Source organism: Capnocytophaga sp. G1920 (assembly GCF_051417515.1).
In genome coordinates, this window is the sequence record NZ_JBPRKH010000001.1 from 254,235 (window position 1) to 280,497 (window position 26,263).

Sequence of the window (26,263 nt, forward strand, 5' to 3'; positions counted from 1 at the left end):
ACTTTGCCAAAGTTTTTCTGCCTGCACGGCTCGCTCCCTTGGCAAAGTTGAATATTATAGAGAACTACACTTTCTTCACTATAAAGTAGTTTTTCTTTCCGCGTTGTAATAAGATAAATTTCCCATCTACAAGATCTTTTTCCCCTATTTGGTAGTCTTCACCTACTTTCTCTTTATTTACGGAAATAGAGTTCTCTTTCAAGGCACGACGTGCTTCGGAATTAGAATTGATAAAACCTGTTTTTGCTGAAAGAATGGCAATCATATCAAGTCCACCAGTAATATCGGCGACACTTACTTCGGCTTGAGGTACGCCGTCAAACACTTCTAAGAAAGTTTTTTCGTCTAAAGTGCGCAAATCGGTAGAAGTAGAGTTACCAAAGAGGATTTGTGATGCTTTTTTAGCTTTCTCAAGCTCTTCGCGTCCGTGTACTAATAAGGTGAGTTCTTCTGCCAATTTGTTTTGCAATATGCGCAAGTGAGGTGCCTCGGTGTGCTGTGCGATGAGAGCATTGATTTCCTCTTTGCTGAGCATTGTAAAGATTTTAATATAGCGTTCGGCATCGGCATCGGAAGTATTAATCCAATATTGGAAGAACTTGTAAGGCGAGGTTTTCTCAGGATCAAGCCACACATTACCACCTTCACTTTTACCAAATTTAGTGCCATCGGCTTTGGTAATCAGCGGGCAAGTAAGGGCATACGCCTTTCCGCCTGCAATACGGCGAATAAGTTCAGTACCCGTAGTGATATTTCCCCATTGGTCAGAGCCTCCTATTTGTAAAGTGAGGTTTTTCTCGCGATAGAGATGCAAAAAGTCGTAACCTTGCAAAAGTTGGTATGAGAACTCAGTAAACGACATTCCATCAGTATTTTCATTAGGGTCGAAGCGTTTTTTTACCGAATCCTTAGCCATCATATAGTTTACGGTGATGTGCTTACCAATATCGCGAATGAATGAAAGGAATGAGAACTCTTTCATCCAATCGTAGTTATTCACGAGTTCAGCGCGATTAGGCGCAGTGCTTTCAAAATCAAGAAATTTTGCCAATTGTTTTTTAATACCCTCTATATTATGTGCTAATACTTCTTCGGTAAGCAAATTGCGTTCAGCCGATTTACCTGAAGGGTCGCCTATCATTCCTGTTGCCCCCCCTACAAGTGCATAGGGTTTATGACCGCAATTTTGGAAGTGGCGCAATATCATTACGCCCACTAAATGACCGATATGCAGTGAGTCGGCTGTAGGGTCAAACCCCACATAAGCGGCGCGTAATCCTTCCATAAGATGTTGTTCAGTTTCAGGCATTATATCCTGAATCATACCGCGCCAACGCAATTCTTCTATAAAATTCTTCATTAGTTTTTGTTCGTTTATAATTTATAATTTGGGCAAAGGTACGAAAAAAGTAAAAACACTCTTCTCTTCTTGCTAAAGTTCTAAATATGTAAGTATAAATATCTGTTTGTAGTTGTTTTATTATCCGCCTTTTCTTCGGTTTAGGTTCGTTCATTGTTCGTTCATTGTTCGTTCATTGTTCGTTCATTGTTCGTTCATTGTTCGTTCATTGTTCGTTCATTGTTCGTTCATTGTTCGTTCATTGTTCGTCTTTTGTTCGTCTTTTGTTCGTCTTTTGTTCGTCTTTTGTTCGTCTTTTGTTCGTCTTTTGTTTATCTGACCGTGCGACTCGCACCTATACCCTAAGCTTATTGCTCAAACGATTGCATTTCCACTAACTTTTTATACATACCGTTCTTTTGTATCAGTTCAGTATGGGTACCCTGCTCTACTATTTGCCCTTTTTGCATTACTACTATTTGGTCAGCATTTTGGATTGTTGAAAGGCGATGTGCAATCACTACCGAGGTGCGATTCTTCATCATATTTTCTAAGGCATTCTGTACCAAACGCTCGCTTTCTGTATCAAGTGCCGAAGTTGCCTCATCGAGTACCATTATAGGTGGGTTTTTCAGCACTGCACGAGCAATACTAAGACGTTGTTTTTGTCCGCCACTCAGTTTACTACCTGCATCGCCTATGTTGGTATCGAAACCCTTGGGAAGGTCTTTTATAAATTCATAAGCATTGGCTATTTTAGCCGCTGTCACTAGTTCTTCATCAGTAGCATCGGGCTTTCCTATCAGCAGATTGTTCTTTACCGTATCATTAAAAAGAATAGAATCCTGCGATACCACCCCTATGAGCTTTCGCAAGGAGGCAGTTTGCATATCTTTTACATTCACCCCATCGATAAGTACCTCTCCCTGATTTACATCGTAAAAACGAGTAATAAGATTCGCAATAGTACTCTTGCCACTCCCCGATTGTCCTACTAAGGCAATTGTCTTCCCTTTAGGTATTTCCAAAGAAAAATGAGTGAGTACGGGCAGTTCAGCATACGCAAAAGTAATATCTTTCAGAGCTACAGCAGTGGTAAAATCAGAAATTACAACAGGATTTTTACACTCTTTAATAGGATTCTCGTAATCAAGAATTTCCAAAATACGTTCGGCTGCTGCATTCCCTTTTCGCATATCGTATGATGCCTTACTGATAGCCTTTGCGGGGGTGAGAATATTGTACGCCAATCCCATAAAGGCAATGAATTGAGTGCCCTCTAATGTTTTATCTACCAACACTAACGAGCCTCCAAACCACAGCAAAATAGCAATCATCAGGATACCGAGAAACTCACTCATTGGCGATCCTAAGTTCTGACGATTCATTACCTTATTGCTCAATCGGTTAAAAGTATTACTAGATTCCTTAAATTTCTTAGAGAAAATACCCTCAGCATTAAATGCCTTTATAATGCGTAATCCCCCTATAGTCTCTTCTATGAGCGAAAGAAATCGTCCCTGTTCTTGTTGTAAAGCTATTGAATTCTTTTTTAGTGATTTGCCTATCCTCGAAATTACTGCCGCTGCAATAGGAATAAATACAAAGGTAAATACTGTGAGTTTCACGCTAATACCTAGCATCACCAAAATAGAAAAGAGAATAGTAAGAGGTTCTCTCACAAAAGCCTCCAATCCCGAGAGCAATGAGTATTGTACTTCGTTTACATCACCTACCATACGCGACATAATATCGCCTTTGCGTTGTTCTGAGAAAAATGCTATTGGTTGGCTTACAACTTTTTTGTAAAGTGCATCACGCAAATCGCGTAATACACCATTGCGAAGGTAAGTGATGAAAAAAGAAGCTAAATAGCTAAACATATTCTTCAGCAAGAAGAGTGAAATTACCAAAGCAATCACTATTCCAAGAGCCCAAATAGTATTTTCTCCCGCAAGAATTCCTACTTTGTAGTTTAAGTAGGCTTTACCATAACTCCCTAAATCCAACAAATTACCCGAATATACAGGAGCTTCAGCTACTGTTTGCGCTTTGCCAAAAAGTACATCAAGCATCGGGATAAGTGCCACAAACGAAAGTGCACTAAAGAGTGAATAAAGAATATTGAAAAATATGTTCAGTATTGCCTGTTTCTTATAAGGCAATATATAAGGGATAAATCTCTTGAGTTTCATCTTAATTCTTGTATTTCTTAACCGTTTCGTCCCTTCTTAGCTTTTGATTATCGGTATACACAAACTTAGGAACGAAATAGATTTGGCGAGGCACTTCGTATTTCAGTATATCTTTATCCATATAAATATCGTGTGCCAAAGTAGGGTAATCCTTCTCCTCACCCTGTACGTAAAGCACTGCTCGTTGCCCTAACTCATCATCAGGTTCTTTAGTAATAAAGTAATCACCTTTGATGTACTTCTTAATCTTGTGCTCTACACTTTCTGGAAAGACTTTAAAGCCTCCCGAATTGATAATATTGTCAAAACGCCCTAACCACTCAAATTCGCTATGCGATATGAGATTTACAATATCATTAGTAATCACAGGGTGGTCGGCAATCAAAGGTGCATTTATTACCAAACAATTGCGGTCGTCTTGGGTAAACGTAACATTAGGCATTGCTTTATAGGTAGTTTCGTGATCCATCGTGTGATTTACCCTGCGCATCGCAATATGCGAAATAGTTTCAGTCATTCCGTAAGACGAATACACTTCTGTGGGAATATTCTGTAATTTAGCTTCTAATTCTCCATCAATAGAAGCTCCTCCTAATATTACCTTCTTCACACGAGGCAAATCAGTAAGAGATTTCGCCGCTTGCAAAGGTATCATTGCACAAAAATCATAATCCTTACTGGTAAGCGATAAAGGCATAGACGAAGGGCGAATGATATCAAGGTGTAAACCTAAAATAATGGCACGAATAAGCATCATCTTACCTGCAATAAAGTCAGCTGGCAAACACAACAAAGCACGATTCTTAGGTGAAAGATTAAGGTATTCACCCGTAGCCAAAGCCGAATTAACCATACCTTGCTTCTTAAGGTGAATTTGCTTAGGAATGCCAGTAGAGCCAGAGGTTGTCGCTTCTATATAATCCCTGTCGTCAAGCCAATCCAAAAGAAACCTCCCCACCGATTTACGGTAAGGCAAACCATCTTTCACGTAGGCTACCGCCAAGATAATAAGTCGTTCTCTATCTATAGGAAATCCATTGATTCTAAAATCTTTATGTACAAATTTATAGTCTATTTCGTTCATCTTAAATGTAATATTGTTTTAATAGCAGTGGCAAAGCTACAATAATTAAACGAAATGAGCAAAATTAAATGTAAAATCTTATATTTTCATCGTTACAATTCGCCCTCATTAGAGTTGTCGGCAATTACCAAACCATCGCTCTATTCTCATTTTATCTTTCTATTACTTTCGCCTCGAAACCTCGTTTTTAGCACTTTTAGCCTTGCTATATTACAGTATAAATCAACTACTTATATACCCTTTCTATACCAATCGTCCAAGATTCGTATAAGCTTCCTATAAGCTCTCTATAAGCTAACCCCACCCTCCTTACACCCTTTTTTCATCAAAAACCCCTCTAATCATCTTTTGATATTCTTCGTTTTCCTCCGATAGTGCTGAGTCTCTCCGAAAAAAAACTCTAATGTGTTCTTTTTGCGACACACACTTTGGCAAAGTTGATTAAATTGATAATCAATTTAAAGACAATACAAACTATTATTAGAATTAACCTATTCTGTAAAATATGCTTTACTCAGAAAATATTTCTATAGTTTTAGTCTTTTACAACCTAATTATTCATCTAAAAATAATAATGATTATGAGCCTTTTATAAAACAACAGAAAAAATATTTTGTCTTTTTCCCTGCTATATCAAAAATATTTTCTAATTTTACCCCCAATAAATTTATAAAAGTATGTATGCATTAGACCGTATTGATTTAGCACTTTTAGATGAATTACAACAAGATAGCAAACAATCTATTAAAAAATTATCCGAGAAAGTAAGCCTGTCAATCACTCCAGTTCACGAACGTATCAAACGATTAGAATCACTAGGAATAATTCAAAGATATGTAGCGGTAGCCAATCCTAAAGCTCTCGGAAAAAAATTGGTAGCTTATTGTCAAGTAAAACTTCTTAAGCATAGTGCCGAATTATTTAATGAGTTCGAAAAATATATAAGCACTTTAGATGAAGTGTTAGAAGCCTCGTATATGGCAGGAGGCTATGACTTTCTGCTAAAAGTTATGCTCAACGATATGGAGGATTATCAGAGATTTGTAGTACACAAAATATCTAAATTAGAAATTATCTCTAACATTCAAAGCTCTTTCGTAATACAAGAAATCAAGAACACCTCTATGATTAAATGTCTACGTGAAGAAGCTGAAAAAACTAATTAAAAATGCACATAGCAATTGCAGGAAATATAGGAGCTGGAAAAACTACCCTTACCTCTCTATTAGCCAAACACTACCAATGGGAAGCCCATTTCGAAGATGTGGTAGATAACCCTTATTTAGATGATTTTTATCACCAAATGGAGCGCTGGAGTTTTAATTTACAAATATACTTTCTAAACAGTCGCTTCCGACAGATTTTGGATTTTAGAGAGAAAGGAAATAACATCATTCAAGACCGCACTATTTACGAAGATGCTCACATCTTTGCTCCTAACTTACACGAAATGGGACTGATGAGCTCTCGTGATTTCGATAATTACAAGTCACTATTCGCTCTGATGGAGCGCCTTGTTCTCCCACCAGACCTACTGATTTACCTCAGAAGCTCAGTACCCAACTTAGTAAACCAAATACAAAAGCGCGGTCGAGATTACGAAAATACAATCTCAATAGACTATCTCAACCGCCTCAACCAGCGATACGAACAGTGGATAAAAAGTTACGACAAGGGGAAACTACTCATTATAGAAGTAGACAACATTGATTTCGTAAACAACCCTGAAGATTTAGGTGAAATCATCAATAAAATAGATGCTCTCCTCTACGGACTGTTCTAAAATAAAAAAGACACCCACAATAGTGAGTGTCTTTTTTATTTTATCTTTTATTCGTTATTAAAAGAATTTGTTTACGTGGAAAGCAACCAAACCATCAATTGGTTTTCTTAGCACTGTACCCAATTTAAGGTTGTTTTCTGTCAATATTTCTTCCAAAATATCTTGGAGGAAGAAAGCAATACTACCTACAAAGTTGATAGGCACTTCGTAACGGTCTTCATACTGAGAAATCCAGTGGTCTACAAATAGTTGCATACCTTTTCTCACCATCTCACGGCAATATTCGTGATTCTTATTTTCTACTACGAATTTCGCAAAAGTAGCCAAGTAACTGTTAGGATTTGGCATCTTGTACAAATGATTTTTAATCACATCTGAGCCCAATTCATATTGGTTTTCAAATTTTTGTACAAGGTCTGATGGCATTTTCTTGAAGTAATAGTCGATAATCAATCGTTTACCATAAAAGTTCCCACTTGATTCGTCCATCAAAATATAGCCTAATGAATCTACTGCTTGGTATAATTCTTTACCATTCCAATAAGAGCAGTTAGCACCTGTACCTAAGATACATACGATAGCTTTATCGGTGGGAGCTGTAGTGGCAAACACAGCTGCATAAGTATCTTCTTTCACATCTATTTTAGCGTTTTTGAAGATAGTTGCCAAACTGCGTTCTACAAAGTAACGAATGCGTTCAGTACCACAACCAGCACCATAGAAATAAATTTCTGATACTGAATTTCTGTTCTCAAACAATTGATAATTGGTGGTAATACGCTCTACGAGAATTTCTTCTGTAAGAACTTCAGGATTTAACCCTAAAGTTTGAGTAAAAAATATTTTTTCACCTTTGCTATTTAAGGCTGTCCAATCCGCCTTAGTAGCTCCACTGTCTACAATTAAAATCATATCGTTTCGGTTTTATTAAGTTGTTTACTATTAAAAAAGGTGAGTATGCCTCCATAGGCAACTCACCTTTTTTCTTTATGAATTACAATTTAGCAATGTGTTGTGCTAAATCTACCAATTTGTTTGAATAACCAGTCTCGTTATCGTACCAAGAAACTACTTTGAAGAAGTTAGCACTCAAACCGATACCAGCTTTAGCATCGTAAATAGAAGTAAGTTTGCAACCTACAAAATCTTGAGAAACTACAAGGTCTTCAGTGTAGCCAAGGATACCTTTCAATTCACCTTCTGATGCTTTTTTCATAGCAGCATTGATTTCTTCTAAGGTAGTTGCCTTTTTAGTACGAACGGTAACATCTACTACTGAAACATCAGCAGTAGGCACACGGAATGCCATACCAGTAAGTTTACCATTCAATTCAGGGATTACTTTACCTACAGCCTTAGCAGCACCAGTAGTAGAAGGGATAATGTTGCAAAGTGCTGAACGTCCACCTCTCCAGTCTTTTTTAGAAGGACCGTCTACAGTTAATTGTGTAGCTGTTGTAGCGTGAACTGTAGTCATTAAGGCTTCTTCAATACCAAAGTTATCATTCAATACTTTAGCAACAGGAGATAAACAGTTGGTAGTACAAGAAGCGTTAGACACGATAGTATCAGTAGGTTTTACTGATTTGTGGTTCACACCCATTACAAACATAGGAGCATCAGCTGATGGAGCAGAAATAACTACTTTTTTAGCCCCAGCATTGATGTGAGCTTGTGCTTTTTCTAAGGTAGTAAAGATACCAGTACATTCAGCAACTACATCGGCGTGTACTTCGTTCCATTTAAGGTTGTTAGGGTCTTTTTCAGCAGTGATACGCACTTTTTTGCCATCTACTACTAAGTGACCATTTTCTACTTTCACATCACCTTTAAAAGTTCCGTGAACTGAATCGTATTTCAAAAGATAAGCGATGTAATTTACATCCAAAAGGTCGTTAATACCAACGATTTCTACGTCGGCTCTTTCATAAGCAGCACGGAATACGAGACGTCCAATACGTCCGAAACCGTTAATTCCAATTTTTACTGACATAATTCTCTTTTAATTTAATTTATTCGTTATTTAATTTTAAGTTTGTTACGTTACTAAGTTGCCATTATTTCGGCTACACGGAGGAGTTCTGTATCTATTTTAGAACTGCCTTTGATAGCTTTTTCAAGCGGAGTGAGTTCCATTTTGTTGTTGCGAGTACCCACCATATAGTTAGATTTCCCTTCAAGGAGTGATTCTACTGCTTTTACCCCCATACGGCTTGCCAATACGCGGTCGAAGCAAGAAGGAGCACCTCCACGTTGCATATGTCCTAATACTGATACACGCACATCGTAATCGGGGTGGTGTTGTTCTACATATTCTTTAAGTTCGAATACGTTTTTACCTATTTTATCGCCTTCAGCAACCACTACCAAGCTGGAAGTTTTACCAGTCCTACGACTTTTTTCCAAAGATTCAAGTAGCTTTTTAAGTCCTATATTCTCTTCTGGAATCAAGATTTCTTCAGCACCTGCCCCTACTCCAGAGTTCAAGGCGATGTGTCCTGCATCACGCCCCATTACTTCTATGAAAAACAAGCGGTTGTGGGAGCTTGCGGTATCTCTAATCTTGTCGATAGCCTCAATTACAGTGTTGAGAGCGGTATCATATCCCAAAGTAAAATCAGTACCATAGATATCGTTATCGATAGTACCAGGGATTCCCATTACGGGGAAACCAAATTCTTTGTTGAACAAGAGTGCCCCTGTGAAAGAGCCATCACCTCCTATTACTACCAAAGAATCTACTCCTGCAGCTTTTAATTTTTCATAAGCTGCCTTGCGCCCTTCAGGAGTTTTAAAATCTTTAGAGCGGGCTGATTTCAAGATAGTACCTCCTCTATTGATAATATCTCGAACGCTACGTGCGTTCATTTCTTCAAAATCGCCTTCTATCATTCCCTGATAGCCACGATATACACCTACCACTTCGATGTTGTGATATGCACAAGTACGCACCACTGAACGAATGGCGGCGTTCATACCAGGAGCGTCTCCTCCTGATGTTAATACTGCTATTTTTTTTACTGACATTGTCTGTTTTTAATTTTCCGCCTCAAAAGTACAAAATATTTTTGATACAGCAATAATTTTATATATTTTTTTAACACTAAAAAATATAACTGTTTAGTTTATTAGGAATTAGAAAATAGGTGTTAAAAGTTAGTTTTATAAAATCTTCATTAAATCTTAATGTTTGTTGTATTCCTTTAGAGCTTCACCTAATATGTGAATAGCTTTTACTATCTTCTCCTTCTCGAGCACATAAGCTATACGCACTTGGTTGCGCCCTAAACCTTCGGTAGCATAAAAACCTTCGGCAGGAGCTAACATTACCGTTTCGTTATTTACTGAAAAATGGCCTAAAAGCCATATACAGAAGTCTTCTGCATTTTCTACAGGCAATTCGGCTATACAATAGAAAGCCCCCTTAGGCATCGATACACGCACGCCTTCTACTTTTCGGAGTTCTTCAATGAGCACGTTCCTACGCTGAGTATATTCCTTTAATACCTCTTCAAAATAAGTTTCGGGTACATCAAAAGCGCGCTCAGCTCCTATTTGTGAATAAGTAGGGGGAGACAAGCGTGCTTGAGCGAACTTCAAAACAGACATCATCACGTCTTTATTCTTAGAGACTACCCACCCGATGCGCGCTCCACACATACTGAAACGTTTAGATACCGAATCTATCATTATAGCATTTTGTTCAATGCCTTCTACTTGCATAATGGAATAATGGGTAGCACCATCATACACGAACTCTCGGTATACCTCATCGAAAATAAGGAAAATATCGTGTTTTTTAGCTATTGTTGCCAATTGCAAGATTTCTTCTTTAGAATACAAATAGCCTGTAGGATTTCCGGGGTTACAAATGAGAAAAGCTTTGGTTCTAGGAGTTATCTTTTTCTCAAACTCTTCTATAGGAGGTAAGGCAAAGTTATCATCAAAAGAAGACGTAATAGGCACACACACTGCATCAAAGGCTTCTGAAAAGCTAATATAGTTCGCATAGTAAGGTTCTGGAATGATAATTTCATCATCGGCATTAGCAACAGTAGCAATTACATAGGTAAGAGCTTCAGAACCTCCACAAGTGATGATAATATCACTACTTTCTACCTTAATATCGTGTTTTTTGTAGTATTCCACCACCTTTTCTCTAAGAGAATCAATTCCCTCACTTTTTGTATATTCCAATACCTTAGGGGTAAAATCTTTGACTGCTTGTACGGCTATTTCAGGGGTTTTAATGTCAGGCTGACCAATATTGAGGTGATAAATAGTCTTCCCTTCCTTAGCTGCTTTTTCAGCGTAAGGGGTCAGTTTTCTAATAGGTGACTGAGGCAATATTTGCGCTCTATGTGATATTGTAGGCATTTTTTTAATGATTAATGGTTAATTATTAATGGAAAAATTAGCAAATTAGCCAATTTGTCAATTAACACATTGGCTAATTGATAAATTGGCTAATTATATTATTTTTTTGCTACTAATTCAGCAATGCGAATAATCACTTCGGTAGCTTTTTCGAGGTTTTCTACGGGTACAAATTCGTATTTACCGTGGAAATTATGTCCGCCTGCAAAGATATTAGGGCAAGGCAAGCCCATAAAGCTAAGTTGAGAACCATCGGTACCACCGCGGATAGGTTTAGTAATAGGAGTAATACTTAATTCTTTCATCGCGCGTTCGGCTACTTCTACAATATGCATCACAGGTTTGATTTTTTCACCCATATTGTAGTATTGGTCTTTTATTTCAGCTACTGCTACATTAGGGATTTGCTTGTTAAGATCGTCTACAATTTGCTGTACTAAGGCTTTGCGTTTGTTGAAAAGGTCTCGGTCGTGGTCGCGGATGATAAGCTGTACTACCGTATTTTCTACATCTCCAGAAATATCGGTAATGTGGTAGAACCCTTCGCGACCTTCGGTGCGAGCTGGAATCTCATCGGCTGGTAGTGCATTGATAAACTGAGTAGCTACGAGCATTGAGTTTATCATTTTGTTTTTGGCAGTACCAGGATGCACGTTCTTTCCTTTGAAGTGAATTTTAGCCCCAGCTGCATTGAAACTCTCATATTCAAGTTCGCCTATTTGTCCGCCGTCCATTGTATAAGCCCAGTCGGCAGCGAATTTTTTCACATCGAATTTATGCGCTCCACGTCCTATTTCCTCATCAGGGGTAAAGCCTACGCGTATTTTGCCGTGTTTGATTTCAGGGTGTTGCACGAGGTATTCCATAGCGGTTACAATTTCAGCAATACCAGCCTTATCGTCAGCTCCTAAAAGGGTAGTACCATCGGTTGTGATAATGGTATTGCCTTTGTAGAGCAACAAATCCTCAAAATAAGAAGGTGATAACACTATGTTTTGTTCTTTATTGAGGACGATATCTCCCCCATCATAATTTTCTATAAACTGTGGATTTACGTTTTCACCAGAGAAGTCAGGTGATGTATCGAAGTGAGAAATAAAACCAATGGTAGGCACTGGGTAATCTACATTCGATGGCAACGTAGCCATCACGTAGGCGTTTTCATCTACAGTTACGTCTTGCAAACCAATAGCTTTCAATTCTTCTACCAATAGGTTTGCCATATTCCATTGTTTTTTGGTGCTAGGAGTTGTTTCGCTCTCAGGGTTGGACTGAGAGTCTATTTTTATATACTTAATAAAACGGTCTACTAAATTTTTCATTATATTATAGTTTTTAGTTATTTCTTCTTATTGTTAATTGGCTAATCTTCTAATATTTTCTTGCGTCTCAATTCAAAGTTTCTTCCAAGGTATACTTTTCTTACCATCTCATCAGCTGCCAATTCTTCAGGCACTCCTGATTTGAGGATTCCTCCCTCGAACATCAAATAAGTGCGGTCGGTAATGGCTAGTGTTTCCTGTACATTGTGGTCGGTGATGAGAATACCTATATTCTTGTCTTTGAGCTGTGCTACAATGCGTTGGATATCTTCCACCGCTATAGGGTCTACCCCTGCAAAGGGCTCGTCGAGCAAAATAAACTTCGGACTAGTAGCCAAAGCTCGTGCAATTTCTGTACGACGACGTTCTCCCCCTGAAAGCAAGTCTCCACGATTTTTACGAATATGTCCTAAGCCAAACTCTTCTATCAGCTCATCGGTTTTGCGTTGTTGTTCTGCCTTAGAAAGTTTGGTGAGTTGTAGGACACTTTTGATATTGTCCTCAATACTCAGCTTTCTAAATACCGAAGCCTCTTGTGCCAAATACCCAATACCGCTTTGAGCACGTTTGTACATCGGATAACTGGTGATTTCGGTATTATCCAAAAAAATAGTACCACCGTTGGGCTTGATGAGTCCCACTATCATATAAAAGGAAGTCGTTTTTCCTGCTCCGTTAGGTCCCAAGAGTCCTACGATTTCACCTTGGTTTACTTCCAGCGAAACGCCTTTTACTACTTTTCTTCCTTTGTATATTTTGATGATGTTATTTACTACTAATTTCATATAATCTTAAAACGAAAAGCGATAAGGCATTTCGTTGAGTTCTGTTTCTAAATCTACCCAATCGTGCACTTCGGTTACGATACTGTACACCATCTCTTCGGTAAGCACTTTCCCTTCGTAAAGGTCGGTAATGGTTTGTTCGCTCATTACTTCTTGCAAGAATCCTTCGTCGCCCAAGTATTCCACTGCCCATTCTTTGTATTTCATAGGGTCAGTAGAAATATACTCAAACTTATCGATATGTTCTTCCACAGGGAAGTTCTCTACACATTGCCACGTTTCGCCATCTAAAGAGTATATCACGAAAGGAATATCACTTTCTGAAAAGTTTTTACGATAGTACGGCAAGAACACCTTCGGGATACGCTTCTCGAAGTCGTGATTATCGCCTCCTTTGCTATCTTCGGCGCTCGAAGAGGGAACGATTAAGCAGGCTTTATCAATAAAATAAAACGACAGCGACGAACCGTCTTCATCTTCAAAGCCGTGCCCCCATTGGGCTTCATAGCCTTCATATTCTTCTTCATTTACTTTGTAGTAGGTGTGATAAACTTCAAACTCGTGACCACAAATAATCCAATCTAATACGGCTTCGCCTTTGCAAAGCTGTTTCAACGTTTTTACGTTGGGTAGGTGCTGTAAGTAGGTATTACAATCCATTAAAAATATTAAATTACCTTGTTTTGTTCTTTTTTTAAAACGTAAGCTGAAATAAAAATACTTATTTCGTATAAGAGCATTATCGGTATCGACACGATAATTTGGCTTACTACATCAGGAGGGGTTATAATTGCTGCAATGATAAGCACTACAATGACTGCGTGCCGGCGATATTTTCGCATAAAAGCAGGTGTTATCACTCCTAATTTGGTAAGAAAATAAACAACAATAGGTAGCTCAAAAATAATGCCACACGAAATGACTGACGAGCGTACTACCGAAATATAAGAGTTTAAATCTATTTGGTTTCTCACTTCGGGACTTACTGAATAAGACCCTAAGAAATTCACTGATAGTGGAGTAATGAGATAATAGCCAAACAAAACTCCTATAAAAAACAGCAAAGAAGCAATGAGAATAAAGCCACGAGCCAGCTTACGCTCGTTTTCATAAAGTGCTGGACTGATGAATTTCCACACTTCATAAAGTACATAAGGAAATGCGAGAATCACTCCTGCCCAAATAGACGTCCAGATATGAGCTGAAAACTGCCCTGCCATTGTACGGCTTTGAATTGTAAAAGGCAATTGTTCAGCACAAAAAGCACTTTCAAATCCAAAAAGATGACCTATCTTACAGAACATTCTGTAAGTAAAGAAATCACCATTCTTAGGAGCAAAGATGATTTGGAAAATAAAATCCTTGCACACAAACGCTACCACACCCACTGCTAAAACAGCTATAATAGCACGTATCAAGTGCCAGCGCAAGGCTTCCAAATGGTCTAAAAAGGACATTTCATCTTGTGATGATTCCATCGTTGCTTTGTTGTTTTTATCTTTTATAACAAATTTGATGGTGCAAAGATAATAAATAATTCATAATTCACAATTAGCAACTAACTTTTTTAACTTACCACCAGTAATATCAAAAATACCAATAATCATCTTTGCCAGAGGTCGTAGCACGATGGGCAAGTGAGTAAAGTAGTTGGACTTTTTAGACTTTCCGGGGAAGCTCGGAAAGACTCAGTGCTATCGAAGAAAAACGAAGGATATCAGAAGTGAGAATTCAGTCAAAAGGTAAAAGATGAGAGGTAAATTGGGTATGCTTAGCTTATAGGAAGCTTATAGGAAGCTTGAACGAATCTTGGAAGATAGATATACAAAGGGTATATAAAAAATTGATACTGAATAATTAAGAGTGAAGAAAAAAACGTAGCTTTGAGGGTAATAAAACGAAAGAAAAGAGAAGAAAAATTAGATGTGAGCTACATCAGAAATGTGAGCCACACAATATATTATGCAAAAAAGGCTGTTCAGCGAAATGCTGAACAGCCTTTTTTGAGGTTCTTCTATTTATATAATGCTATTTCTTAACGTATAACCAACCAACTAAAGATTCTTTGTTGTTATTACTATCATAATACTCTATCACGTAGTAATACGTTCCTTGTGGGAGCTTATCGGCTTGTTCGATAGTTACACGTCCGTTAGAGATGCCTCTAAATACGCGGGTAACATTGTCATAACCTTCGGTCTCGAATACTTTCACACCCCAACGGTTATAGATACGTACCACATTGTTAGGGTAACGCTCAATGCCACCGATATGAAAATAATCGTTTTTGCCATCGCCATTTACCGACATACCATTGTACGGCACTATCTTGTTCACTACATAGACAGTAACAGTAGCTGAAGCACAACCATCGGTGTTGCAAAGTTTATACACAAAGGTATCAGTGCCCTCAAAATTAGTATTTGGACGATATTCTATAGAACCATCTACATTCACAACTACTGTACCGTTAGCAGGGGTGGCTACCACATTAGGAGTTGTTGCTCCATTAGGGATATCGTTACCCAATACATTCACCACTACTGGAGTATTGATAGTGGTTGTAGAACGATCATCTACTGCTATTGGCAATACTGGGGTGGTGCTTGTGGTTGTACCACTCACTGTTACCACAATACTTGCGGTGCTACATACCGTAGGACTTGCTACGGCGCATATAGTGTAGCTTATCGTATGGATACCCACAGGGGTGTTTGGTGCTACCGTAATCGTTCCATTAGGGTTCAAGGTGAAGCCCGTAGGAGTTGCTGTATTCCAAGTAAGTGTTACAGAACTGATACTTGGATTTGGTACACCATTGAGTTTATCGTTAGTAAGAACGCTTGGTGTAGTGCCACCTACAGTGCTTGTAATCGTAGTTACCCCATCGTTCACTGCTTCAATAGTCGTTGGCGTTACTACAGTAGGAACAAACACTTTTACAGTAGCTGTGGCTGTTGCACAGTTATCAGGGTTCAAACGCTCACAGATGCTGTATACTATCTCATAAGTACCCGATTTAGTACCCGAAGGTACCGTAACAGTACCATTGTTGTTGAGCGTAGGCGTTTTAGTCGCTCCTACTACATCGGTGGTGGTAGTTACTACGGTAAGAATCACATCGGTAGTTGTTGGCGTTTTAGTGCCGAGTTTATCGTTATCTAATACCGTACCGGTGGTAGTTGTTGTGCTAGTACCATTGGTTATCGTATAAGTATCGGCTTTGGCAACAATTGGCGTACTGCCTACTTTTACAGTAGCTGTGGCTGTTGCACAATTATCAGGGTTCAAACGCTCACAGATGCTATACACTATCTCATAAGTACCCGATTTAGTTCCCGAAGGTACCGTAACAGTACCATTGTTGTTGAGCGTAGGCGTTTTAGTTGCTCCTACTACATCGGTGGTGGTAGTTACTACGGTAAGAATCACATCGGTGGTGGTTGGAATTTTAGTGCCAAGTTTATCGTTATCTAATACCGTACCTGTGGTAGTTGTTGTGCTAGTACCATTGGTTATCGTATAAGTATCAGTTTTGGCAACAATTGGCGTACTGCCTACTTTTATAGTGGCGGTGGCTGTGTCGCAAACGGTTATACTATTTTCGGTAAGACAGATTTTGTACTGAATAGTATAAGTACCCGATTTAGTGCCTGCAGGGACTGATATTTTACCTGTAGCGGTATTAAGTGCAGGTACATTGGTTCCTCCAGTAGCAGGAGTTACTATCGTAAGCTGTACATTGCTTGTAGTAGCTTGCATACCTTCTACCCTATCATTTTGCAATACATCAATCACATCATTAGCACCATTGGCTCCATTGATGATACCCGTATGCGTATCGTCTACAGCATCAATTTGCAATACTTTGATAGTGCTTGTTTTGGTAACGGTGTTGCCTAATGGGTCTTTACCTACAAAGGTAATAGTTACTATCGAAGTGTTACACCAATCCGTCGGTTTCACCGCAGTGTAGTTGTGGGTAAGGGTAGCCGTACCACAAGTATCGGTAACTGTAGCTTGGTTGAGCCAATTGCCTACAGTTGTTGCTATGTTAGCATCATCGCAAGCAATGGTTAAAGGTGCTGGTACAGTAAGGCTTAATGTATTGCTATAGACTACATTCACTGCTGCACGGAGACTTTCACAACTGCCATTTCTCTGAGCTACATAGTAAGTACTACCCGCTACCAAAGGTGTTGTATTTGCTAGAGGTGTTGTGCTGGTAGCTGTAGCATACCATACTATATTAGCACCTTGCGGTTGCAAGGAAGCTATGGTGGCATTACTACAGAAAGATTGGGTAGTTTGGGTAACTGTAGGAGTGGCAGGACGCTGCAAAAGTGTAAAGGTAATAGGAGCCTTTTCACTCACACATTTCCCAATATCGCGAAGGGTGTAGTAATAATTGGTAACAGCATTAAGAGCTGTAGCATCTGCTTCCTCTACATATTTATTTTGACCATTAAGTGTATAGATTTTCACTTCATTACCCTGCAAGGCTACTTTCAAATCCCTTATAGTAGCATTGCTATTGCACAATGATAAAGAGACTGGCTGTGCTAAAGTTTTACCTCCTAATGATTTTGAAAGGTATATCCTTTCTTTTCTACTTTCACAAGTATCTCCTGTGTTCTTTATAGTATAGAAATATTCCATACCTGCTGCCCAATCTATATTATCATTATCATTAACTTCCATAGATAGAACAGCCTGCTGAGAGTTTGTCTTTAATCTTTTATAGATTTTGATATTATTTCCTGTTAATTTAGCTCTTATAGCCGATACTTTATCTTCTTCACACACACTTATATCTACCGAAGTAGCTATAGCACGATTAATATCGGCTACAACGATGATTTTCTGTTTAGCTGATTCACATTTTCCTGCTTCTTGCAAAGTATACGAAAAACTATCATTATTCAGATATATTTTATCAGTAGGTTTTACCTGAGGAATATAATTAGGTCCAAAACTTCGATACAATTTAACTGTCTTATCTGTATACTTCGCTTGAAGGTAATTCATTACCACAGCATAAGTAGTATAATAAGATAGATTTTCCACCTCGTAATCACAAACTGTTACACTCTCTACTGGAGGTATGGGAGTTATAGGGGTGAGGGTGAGATTTATGTTAGCCGAAGGTGTTTCACAAGTGCCCACTTTATACGTATAAGTATACTGAATGCCTGTTTGTAACACATCATCGTTAGAAAGTAGGGTTGTACCCTTATAAACAGCTACTTTATTTACATCGGAAGTAGATGGCTTAGCAATTTCTTTCTTCAAGTCGGTTACGGTAGTTCCTTCACAAAGTATTATGGTTTTATCACCTTTAGAAGCTGATGAAAGGCGCATAATATTCACTTGTGCAGGTGAAGAAAAACAGAAACTATCGCCTACGTGTTTCCCTTTTATGTAATATTGATTATTCCCTTCGGATAGAGACAGCGATGGAGCGGTAATTCTATTCGTTTCATTAATTGCATCTGCGGAAGTAGGATACCACTGAAACTCAAAGTTATTACCAAATATAGATGTTGTTATACCTGCGTTTGTATTTTTAATAATCGTTTCGAGTTCAGCCAATGTTTTGGTGGCTTCACAAACATTTATACTTGTAGCGGGAATTCCTTTATAAGTTTTTACTTCTAAAGTAGCTTCCGTTTGTGTAATCACAGAACCACAAGCCAATTTTATACGGTATATAAAAGTATGTTTTCCTACAAGTGCCGGACTCATTTTAATCATATCTTTTATACCCACATAATCCATTTTGGTAGTAGAAATCAATCCATCCTTATCAATTATATCGTAAGAAACGCCACTTTCAAAAGAAGTAGGAACGTTTTTAAACAGCTTATTTACATCGTAAATGTTATTAACACTATTATTTGTTTCGTCTAAACACTCCACTCTATTAACCGCTATAGGAGCTTTATAAGTTTGGCTATAAGGAGCGTGAGCATTGAAACGAATAGTGTCAAAACCATTGAGATTTTGCTCTATACAGTTTTTTACATTAGGGTCGGTAATATGAGTAAGTGTTAGCTTCAAGCTAAAAGTATTGTCGAGATCGGCTTGAGTAAGGTTGTTTATAACAAGCTCATTGTTTGTACTCAACACCGTTGCAGGCTGATCGTTGCGATACCACTGATAGCTAACGCCACTTATTTGTGGCACTGATAGTACTCCTTTAGATCCCACGCAATAGTAATCTTGGTTTTTCTGTACAGCAAAAGGTGCAATTTGTGAAAGAGTCTCTTCATACACTTTCCCTTTGCCACAAGAATCTTTTACCAAAAACTTATAGCGAGCCTGAGGTTTAGAAGCATCTATATTGATAAAGAAATTGTTATCGGCATTATTTTGATACACAGCATTCGTAGTGCTACCATCTATCTCAGCTTCCGATAGTTCAAAAGTATAAGGAGGCACTCCCCCTTGTGGAATAATGGCTATATGATATTTTTGAGTCCCTCCTATTGCCGAGCAATCCATACGTACTCCTTTAGGCTGTTGCATTTCACCTTCGGTAAATTCGTGTTCAGCTACCACACGGGTACATTCTTTAAATCTATTTCTACTATCGGGTTGTATAATGCGTAAGACGCGATATTTACCTTGTTGAGGATTCGGGATATTGAACTCAAATCTATCTCTTCTCGCATCAAGAAAAGTATCTCCTCCATAATAACCATAAGTAACCGATGCCCATCGGTTTTCTTTAGTCTCATAGCGTTCTAAAATATACTGTATTCCCTCTGTAAGCGAATAAGAGGTGTTTCTTTTCACTATCAATTTGGGATTACAACCATCTTGCCATTCAAAGGCAGTGTTCTCAGTACCTCCGGTTTGTACTTTGAGGGTTTCAGTCTTGTTACACGACCCCGACCATCGCACATTGTAAACTCCTGCGGGGAGCTTTATTCTCCACTGTTGTGCTCCCGATCTATAGGCTTCGGTAATATCGATAGGCAATGTAACAGGCATTAAGGCACTATAGTCGGCAAAGCGACTATCTTTTTCATAGGAAATAATTTCGACTTTGGTAATGGTACCATCGGCAATATTTCCCCTTTGGAGTACAACCTCTTTCCAAAGAGAATTATCATCGGGAGTTCCCGAAGGACTACTACAAGTAGCATAGGTTTTAGCCTCTAATGTAAAACGTCCTTGACTAGTAGCGTAACCTGTATAACTGAGGTCATTAGTAGTATTCGTACATTCGTCTACCACTTTAAATTTGTAATTACTACCTTCTTCTACAAACTTTGCAGGCAATAATGTTTTTTTACCATCAGCACTTTCAAAGAATTTCACCCATTTGTTTTGCAAATGAGGATTAGAAGTCGTTATTTTATAAAAACCCGCTGCCTGATAATCAAATCCAGCAGGAGCATTTTCTAACACTGTATAGAAGTTCTTTAAAGTTTGTACATAATTACTATTAGTAAGAACGAGTTTTTGGTTTCTACAATTAATAGCCAAATCGTCTTGAGCAGTACCTATCCCTACCCCTGTAATAGGCAAAAAGACCTCTTTTTCAGTTTCAGGGATAACATTCTGTTTGCCACAAATAGTATAAGTCCCTTTAAGTTTCCATTTGCCCGCCTCATAAGGAATATTGTTGTTAGAAAGTTTGAGAGGTCTTAGTGCGAAACTATTGCTACTCACATTAAAAGTATCTTCTAACTCTTGCTGGTTATTCACCACAAAAGAGAAGTGATACACCTTATTAGAAGGAGAAGTCATCTCAAAAGTAAAAGCAAGTGGATAAGGAATCAAGTTCTTTTCAACCATTTCTCTTGCATCTTTCACGTAGAGTTCCGAGGTAAACGAAACCATATAAGGACAATCGGCTTTAGGCGAGAAGCCACTGTGATTAGTAACCTTGAAGAACCCTAATCTTTTGGTGACTTTGTAAGTTTGAGTAGAAAAGTTACCACCACTGGTACCACAGGCATCGTACACACGCACTTCATAGGTAGCTCCTTCTTCTACATCTTTAAATATAGGAGAAGTTTGATTTTTTATCTCTACATTATTTTTGAGCAAAGTAAAAAATAGGGGATAACTGTTATCAACTGAACCTCCTACCTTTCCTTTTTTAGTATCTACATAAATAGCCATTTTGCCAGTACACACATCGGCTACACTACTCAATTGAAAATCGACATGTTTGGTAAGCTTCTCTATTTTTACTTTTTGTGTATAGGTTTTACTACTGTCATTCTTGTTTACCGCTTTTACTTCGTAGGTACCCGCATCTAAACTAGTATAAGAATGTCCTGCCAATTGCTCAAAATTGCCATTAGGCTTTTTGAAGAAGAAATTGTAATTGGCATTATCATCACCCACCATATTCATATGCACTGCTCCTGAGTGTGCACACCATTCATGTTCGACACTGAGAGAAAGTTTGAGTTGAGTATTGGGGGTAATTACATAATATCGCTTATTAACATCGCGATTGTCCAACGATTGATAAGCACAATCGCCGTTGGTAGCCCTAAATATAAAGCTCTGCTCAGTAGTTACCTTCCCTACTGGAATCTCAATAGTGAGTTCCTCAGGCATACCTGTGTAAAGTTTGCTATAAGCAACACCAGTTGCCTTATCTATAAATGAATAGGTAGTTCCTTTCAGAGGGTTTTTAATGAAGAATGAAGCATTACTGTCTTTGGTTACTTCTTTATGGTAATAAATACGGGTTCTTTCCAACCCTTTTAATACGTTTTCATCACACGACTGTGCTTGTCCTTTTACAAATAGAAATAGTAAAATAAATAGCGATAACTTAATAGTTAAATGTTTGTACATTTTGAGTTTTATAATTGTTTCGTTAGTGATTTTCGGGGTGCAAAAGTAGGGAAAATTTTTCACATACAAAATATTTTGAGTAATATTTTCTTTTTCTTCTCAACTATTGTTACTTTTTCTACGAAACTGTGCAACAAAAAAGCTCTTACTAAGTCCTAAAAACTTAGTAAGAGCCTATGTTTATACTTTATATAAGTAGCCTATAATTTACTAATATGCAAACAAAGGTCTGTCTTCCATAAACATATTTACTTCTTCTGCTATTTCTTCAAGCACTTCATCATTATCTCGATTAGTAATCGCACGGTCTATAAAGTCGGCAATGCGTTCCATATCAGCTTCTTTCAGTCCACGAGTAGTGATTGCTGATACTCCCACCCTAATACCACTGGTTACAAAAGGCGAGCGAGTATCAAAAGGCACCATATTCTTGTTCACAGTAATATCTGCTTTACCAAGGGCTTCTTCTGCTTCTTTACCACTTACATCTTTGTTGCGCAAATCAATAAGCATTAGGTGATTGTCAGTTCCTTTTGAGATGATATCATAGCCTTTTGCTAAAAGTACAGATGCTAATTTACGCGCATTCTTTTGCACTTGTATAGCGTAATAGAGAAAATCATCAGAGAGTGCTTCGCCAAAAGCAACCGCTTTTGCTGCGATGATATGTTCCAAAGGACCTCCTTGGTTACCTGGGAATACCGCACTGTCTATAAGTGACGACATCATTCGCACTTCTCCCTTAGGAGTCTTTATACCAAAAGGGTTCTCAAAATCTTTACCCATCAAGATAAGTCCTCCTCGAGGCCCTCGCAGTGTTTTATGAGTAGTAGTAGTTACAATATGACAATACGGGATAGGGTCGTTCAAGAGTCCTTTGGCTATAAGCCCCGCAGGGTGTGCAATATCAGCAAAGAGAATAGCACCTACCTTATCGGCTATTTCCCTAAAGCATTTAAAATCAATATCACGAGAATACGCCGAAGCTCCTGCTACTATCATTTTAGGGCGCTCTCGTTCCGCTATTTCTAATATATTGTTGTAATTGAGTCTTCCTGTTTCCTTTTCTACCCCATAAAATACGGGCTCATACAACCTACCTGAGAAATTCACAGGTGAGCCGTGTGTAAGGTGTCCGCCGTGTGAGAGGTCGAAACCGAGAATTTTATCGCCTGGTTTAAGACAAGTAGCATAAACTGCCGCATTAGCTTGCGAACCGCTATGAGGTTGTACATTGGCATATTTAGCACCAAAAAGCGCTTTAGCGCGGTTAATAGCTATTTGCTCTATTTCATCAATCACTTCACAACCGCCGTAGTAACGCTTGCCTGGATAACCTTCAGCATATTTATTAGTCAGTACCGAACCTGCTGCTTCCATTACTTGGTCGCTCACAAAATTCTCTGAAGCGATGAGCTCAATTCCCAACTCTTGGCGCTCTCTTTCGTCTTCAATTAGTTCAAAAATATCAATGTCTCTTTGCATATTAAAATTATTTAATGTTTAATACTCTTCTCATTGCTTCTATTTCTGGGCAAATATATGCTTTTTTTCAGTATCACACAAACATCTGTAAAGAAATATTTGTTAGCCCAATACCACGTCCATTGCCATCATCACTACAAAACCTATTAAAAAGCCTATGGTAGAAACATCGGTGTTCTCATTTTGCTGGGCTTCAGGTATCACCTCTTCTATGACCACATAAATCATCGCTCCTGCCGCAAAAGCAAGGGCATAAGGAAGTATCGGAGTAAAAAAGAGTACTGCAAAAGCACCCAATACCCCTGCTATGGGTTCTACAATAGCCGAAAGTTGCCCATAAAAAAAGCTCTTACATCTGCTCACCCCCATACGTCTGAGTGGCATCGCTACGGCTATTCCTTCAGGAAAGTTCTGTAGCCCAATACCGATGGCAAGAGTTACCGCTCCCGCAATAGAGGCTTCGGGAATACCAGCGGCTACTCCTCCAAAGAGTACCCCTACCGCCAATCCTTCAGGAATGTTGTGCAAGGTGATAGCTAAAATAAGCAAAGTAGTTTTTTGCCAATCGGTTTTAATACCTTCTGTTTGTTTGAAGTTGGCGTGAAAGTGCGGTAATAACTTATCTAATACATAAAGAAAAAGTGCTCCCATAAATATCCCTACCGTAGCAGGTAGAACCTTTATAAAGCCTTCACCTTCTGTCATATTAATAGAGGGTATTATCAAACTCCACACACTGGCTGCCAGCATCACCCCTCCTGTAAAGCCTAACATACCATCTAACACGGTCTTGTTTTCTTTCTTAAAAAAGAATACCACTGCAGCCCCCAAAGCTGTTACACTCCACGTGAAAATGGTAGCGTATAAGGCAGCAAGTATAGGGTTTATGGTCTCTAAATAAGTAATAATATCTCGTATCATTTTATGACTTATCTGAAAATATTTTGGTATAATAACATATCTTTATAAACTCCTTGACTGTAAAGCCAGTCTTTTTGTACACCACTGCAACAAAATCCTACTCCCTCAAAAAGGCGTATACTCACCTCATTATCAGCAGGGATATAAGCAATCAGTTGGTGTAAGTCTAAGTATCGTTGTGTATAAGCTATCAACTGTTGCAAGGCTTCTTTGGCATAACCTTTCCCTCGATAGACGGGCAAAAGAGCTATCCCCACAGCTGCTCTATGGTGCTTCGGACTAAAATCGTATAAATCTACACAGCCCATAGGCATTCCCTCTTCAAACGCTATAACATAGCGATACTGCTTAGCTTCGTAAATATCCTGTTGGGCATTCCGTATATAATCTTGTAGCAAATGCTTAGCAAAAGGCAATTGGGTGTCACTCACCTCCCACAAGGCTTCTTCGTTTTCTAACTGATACAAGAAATCTATATCCTCAGGTTCTAACGCTCTTAACTTTATCATTCTTTACCTTTTAACTCCTCTATTGTTCCTTCAAACACGAATTGAGCACTACCACTCAAATAGATATTCTCATACCCCTCTCCTACTCTATCGAAAGCCACTTGCAAGTCACCTCCTCGAGTGTGCAGGGTAATCTGTTGTGCATCGGTTTCTCCTATGTGATAAAGAGCAATCGCTACGGCTGTAACCCCTGTACCGCAAGAGTAAGTTTCATCTTCCACTCCACGCTCATAAGTGCGCACTTTAAAGCCTTTCTCTCCTTTGCTCACAAAATTCACGTTACTACCGCCCTGAGTAGCATAAAGTTCTCCATAGCGTATAGTAGCTCCTTCGTTTTTCACGTCTACGGTATCTACCTCTTCCACCCATTGCACGTGGTGAGGCGACCCTGTATTTAAGAATACGTAGCCTTTGTGTTCTTCTACCTCAGTTACATTTTTCATTTGCAAGCGCACGTAGCTATCGCCTTCAATCGTAGCACGATGTTCCCCATCTACAGCTATAAATAGTGTTTCGTATTCTATAATACCCAATTGTTTTGCAAAAGCCACCACACAGCGCCCGCCATTGCCACACATCGTACTTTCACGCCCGTCAGAATTGTAATACACCATACGGAAATCATACTGCGGGTCGTTCTCAAGCAATATTAATCCATCGGCTCCAATGCCAAAACGCCTATGACACAATTGTGCCACAAGCGTTTCATTATTTTTAGGAAATACCCCTTTGCGATTGTCTATCATCACAAAATCATTCCCTGTTCCTTGATATTTGTAGAATTTCATCATCAAAAAAGGTCAAAAATTAGTAGGGTTAAGTACGCAAAAGGCGAGGCAAAAATAAGGCTATCCAGGCGGTCGAGTAAACCTCCGTGTCCTGGCAGTATCGTCCCGCTGTCCTTTACCTTAGCAGTTCGTTTAAAGCTAGACTCTACCAGGTCGCCTACCGCACCGGTAACCACCAAAATCACTGCCAATATAAGCCATTGCCATAGTGGTCTGCCACTGTAATACGAAATAGCCGTAGCGATAAGCATCGCCCCTATGAGTCCGCCCACAAAACCCTCAATAGTTTTCTTAGGCGAAATGCGCTCAAAGAGCTTGTGTTTGCCAAAGGCTTTGCCTGTAAGGTACGCAAAACTATCACTCGCCCATATAATACACAACAGTCCTATCATCGTAATTTGCGACTCGTTGCTGAATATATTCTGATAAAAATAATTAGGGTTCGGGTTATTCTCATATTTGTAAATCAGAGGCATAAATATACAACCGCCTCCTATATACAGTAGGCTAATAAGCAGTTTAGTATTGTTACTTTGCTTGCGGATAGGCGTTTTTTCGTTGAAAAGCATCATCGTGAGGTATATATTGGTAAGCAAAGTAGCCAAAAGCAGTATATAAACCGAGAAAGGATAAGTTTTTAAGTGAATAAACAGCCACCAAACCAACAAAAAAAGCAAAAATATATGCAATTCCTTTAATCTGATAAGCCTTTTAAACTCAAATAAACAAATAATACCAAAGGATAAGAACAAGAAGTCAAAAGCATCAGCATTGAGCATAATCGCCGATAGCAATAGAAAAACATAAATAAAGCCTGTAATGGTTCTTTTGAAGAGTTCGTTCATAAAT

Annotated in this window: 19 protein-coding genes; 2 read left to right on the plus strand and 17 right to left on the minus strand. The window is 38.7% G+C overall.

Translation table 11 applies throughout. The features are described 5' to 3' along the window. Positions 1-64: 64 nt before the first annotated feature. The 3 genes from tyrS to ACSQ7D_RS01300 all read right to left on the minus strand — a co-directional run bounded on the left by tyrS (position 65) and on the right by ACSQ7D_RS01300 (position 4,618). Positions 65-1,360, minus strand: a complete 1,296-nt coding sequence (tyrS, locus tag ACSQ7D_RS01290) for a tyrosine--tRNA ligase (RefSeq protein WP_437135089.1) — start codon at positions 1,358-1,360, stop codon at positions 65-67. 347 nt (positions 1,361-1,707) lie between these two features. After that, on the minus strand, positions 1,708-3,534 hold the full coding sequence (locus ACSQ7D_RS01295) for an ABC transporter ATP-binding protein (protein ID WP_437135090.1): 1,827 nt from the start codon (positions 3,532-3,534) through the stop codon (positions 1,708-1,710). 1 nt (position 3,535) lies between these two features. Continuing rightward, positions 3,536-4,618 (minus strand): AMP-binding protein, encoded by a 1,083-nt coding sequence (locus ACSQ7D_RS01300; protein ID WP_437135091.1) that lies wholly within the window; start codon positions 4,616-4,618, stop codon positions 3,536-3,538. Positions 4,619-5,295: 677 nt separating this feature from the next. Between ACSQ7D_RS01300 and ACSQ7D_RS01305 the strand changes: the two genes are divergently transcribed. Then, on the plus strand, positions 5,296-5,784 hold the full coding sequence (locus tag ACSQ7D_RS01305) for an Lrp/AsnC family transcriptional regulator (protein WP_002671239.1): 489 nt from the start codon (positions 5,296-5,298) through the stop codon (positions 5,782-5,784). A 2-nt stretch (positions 5,785-5,786) separates the two neighbouring features. Beyond that, the gene (locus ACSQ7D_RS01310; protein WP_002671237.1) at positions 5,787-6,401 is read left to right on the plus strand and encodes a deoxynucleoside kinase; all 615 of its coding nucleotides are present in this window, start codon (positions 5,787-5,789) and stop codon (positions 6,399-6,401) included. A gap of 57 nt (positions 6,402-6,458) precedes the next feature. On the opposite strand, the gene ACSQ7D_RS01315 is transcribed toward ACSQ7D_RS01310, so the two are convergent. The 14 genes from ACSQ7D_RS01315 to ACSQ7D_RS01380 all read right to left on the minus strand — a co-directional run bounded on the left by ACSQ7D_RS01315 (position 6,459) and on the right by ACSQ7D_RS01380 (position 26,259). Next, complete coding sequence (locus tag ACSQ7D_RS01315; RefSeq protein ID WP_009419361.1) at positions 6,459-7,313, minus strand: hypothetical protein; 855 nt, start codon at positions 7,311-7,313, stop codon at positions 6,459-6,461. Positions 7,314-7,395: 82 nt separating this feature from the next. Beyond that, positions 7,396-8,394 carry a type I glyceraldehyde-3-phosphate dehydrogenase gene (gene gap, locus ACSQ7D_RS01320; protein WP_009419360.1) on the minus strand — a complete coding sequence of 333 codons (999 nt, stop codon included), beginning with the start codon at positions 8,392-8,394 and terminating at the stop codon, positions 7,396-7,398. 53 nt (positions 8,395-8,447) lie between these two features. Continuing rightward, a complete protein-coding gene (gene pfkA, locus ACSQ7D_RS01325; RefSeq protein ID WP_009419359.1) occupies positions 8,448-9,428 on the minus strand; it encodes a 6-phosphofructokinase in 981 nt (326 codons plus the stop codon). A 156-nt stretch (positions 9,429-9,584) separates the two neighbouring features. Continuing rightward, positions 9,585-10,778 carry a pyridoxal phosphate-dependent aminotransferase gene (locus ACSQ7D_RS01330; protein ID WP_015782704.1) on the minus strand — a complete coding sequence of 398 codons (1,194 nt, stop codon included), beginning with the start codon at positions 10,776-10,778 and terminating at the stop codon, positions 9,585-9,587. Positions 10,779-10,876: 98 nt separating this feature from the next. After that, positions 10,877-12,100: a peptidase T gene (pepT, locus tag ACSQ7D_RS01335; RefSeq protein WP_437135092.1), complete on the minus strand. Its 1,224-nt coding sequence runs from the start codon at positions 12,098-12,100 to the stop codon at positions 10,877-10,879. Positions 12,101-12,141: 41 nt separating this feature from the next. Then, positions 12,142-12,885 (minus strand): LPS export ABC transporter ATP-binding protein, encoded by a 744-nt coding sequence (gene lptB, locus ACSQ7D_RS01340; RefSeq protein ID WP_009410048.1) that lies wholly within the window; start codon positions 12,883-12,885, stop codon positions 12,142-12,144. A gap of 6 nt (positions 12,886-12,891) precedes the next feature. Next, a complete protein-coding gene (locus ACSQ7D_RS01345; RefSeq protein ID WP_009410049.1) occupies positions 12,892-13,545 on the minus strand; it encodes a hypothetical protein in 654 nt (217 codons plus the stop codon). 8 nt (positions 13,546-13,553) lie between these two features. Further along, positions 13,554-14,363, minus strand: coding sequence for a twin-arginine translocase subunit TatC (tatC, locus tag ACSQ7D_RS01350; protein ID WP_002671220.1), 810 nt, complete (start codon positions 14,361-14,363; stop codon positions 13,554-13,556). Between the two features lie 550 nt (positions 14,364-14,913). Continuing rightward, positions 14,914-21,711, minus strand: coding sequence for a gliding motility-associated C-terminal domain-containing protein (locus ACSQ7D_RS01355; protein WP_437135093.1), 6,798 nt, complete (start codon positions 21,709-21,711; stop codon positions 14,914-14,916). Positions 21,712-21,921: 210 nt separating this feature from the next. Beyond that, a complete protein-coding gene (gene glyA, locus ACSQ7D_RS01360; protein WP_009410053.1) occupies positions 21,922-23,196 on the minus strand; it encodes a serine hydroxymethyltransferase in 1,275 nt (424 codons plus the stop codon). 102 nt (positions 23,197-23,298) lie between these two features. Continuing rightward, positions 23,299-24,117 carry a ZIP family metal transporter gene (locus tag ACSQ7D_RS01365; RefSeq protein WP_009417519.1) on the minus strand — a complete coding sequence of 273 codons (819 nt, stop codon included), beginning with the start codon at positions 24,115-24,117 and terminating at the stop codon, positions 23,299-23,301. Positions 24,118-24,125: 8 nt separating this feature from the next. Beyond that, the gene (locus tag ACSQ7D_RS01370; RefSeq protein ID WP_437135094.1) at positions 24,126-24,626 is read right to left on the minus strand and encodes a GNAT family N-acetyltransferase; all 501 of its coding nucleotides are present in this window, start codon (positions 24,624-24,626) and stop codon (positions 24,126-24,128) included. Beyond that, positions 24,623-25,417 (minus strand): diaminopimelate epimerase, encoded by a 795-nt coding sequence (dapF, locus tag ACSQ7D_RS01375; protein WP_437135095.1) that lies wholly within the window; start codon positions 25,415-25,417, stop codon positions 24,623-24,625. The genes ACSQ7D_RS01370 and dapF overlap by 4 nt, the downstream gene beginning before the upstream one ends. After that, positions 25,417-26,259 carry a phosphatidate cytidylyltransferase gene (locus tag ACSQ7D_RS01380; RefSeq protein ID WP_181831986.1) on the minus strand — a complete coding sequence of 281 codons (843 nt, stop codon included), beginning with the start codon at positions 26,257-26,259 and terminating at the stop codon, positions 25,417-25,419. Before ACSQ7D_RS01380 ends, dapF begins: the two co-directional genes overlap by 1 nt. Between the last annotated feature and the right edge of the window lie 4 nt (positions 26,260-26,263).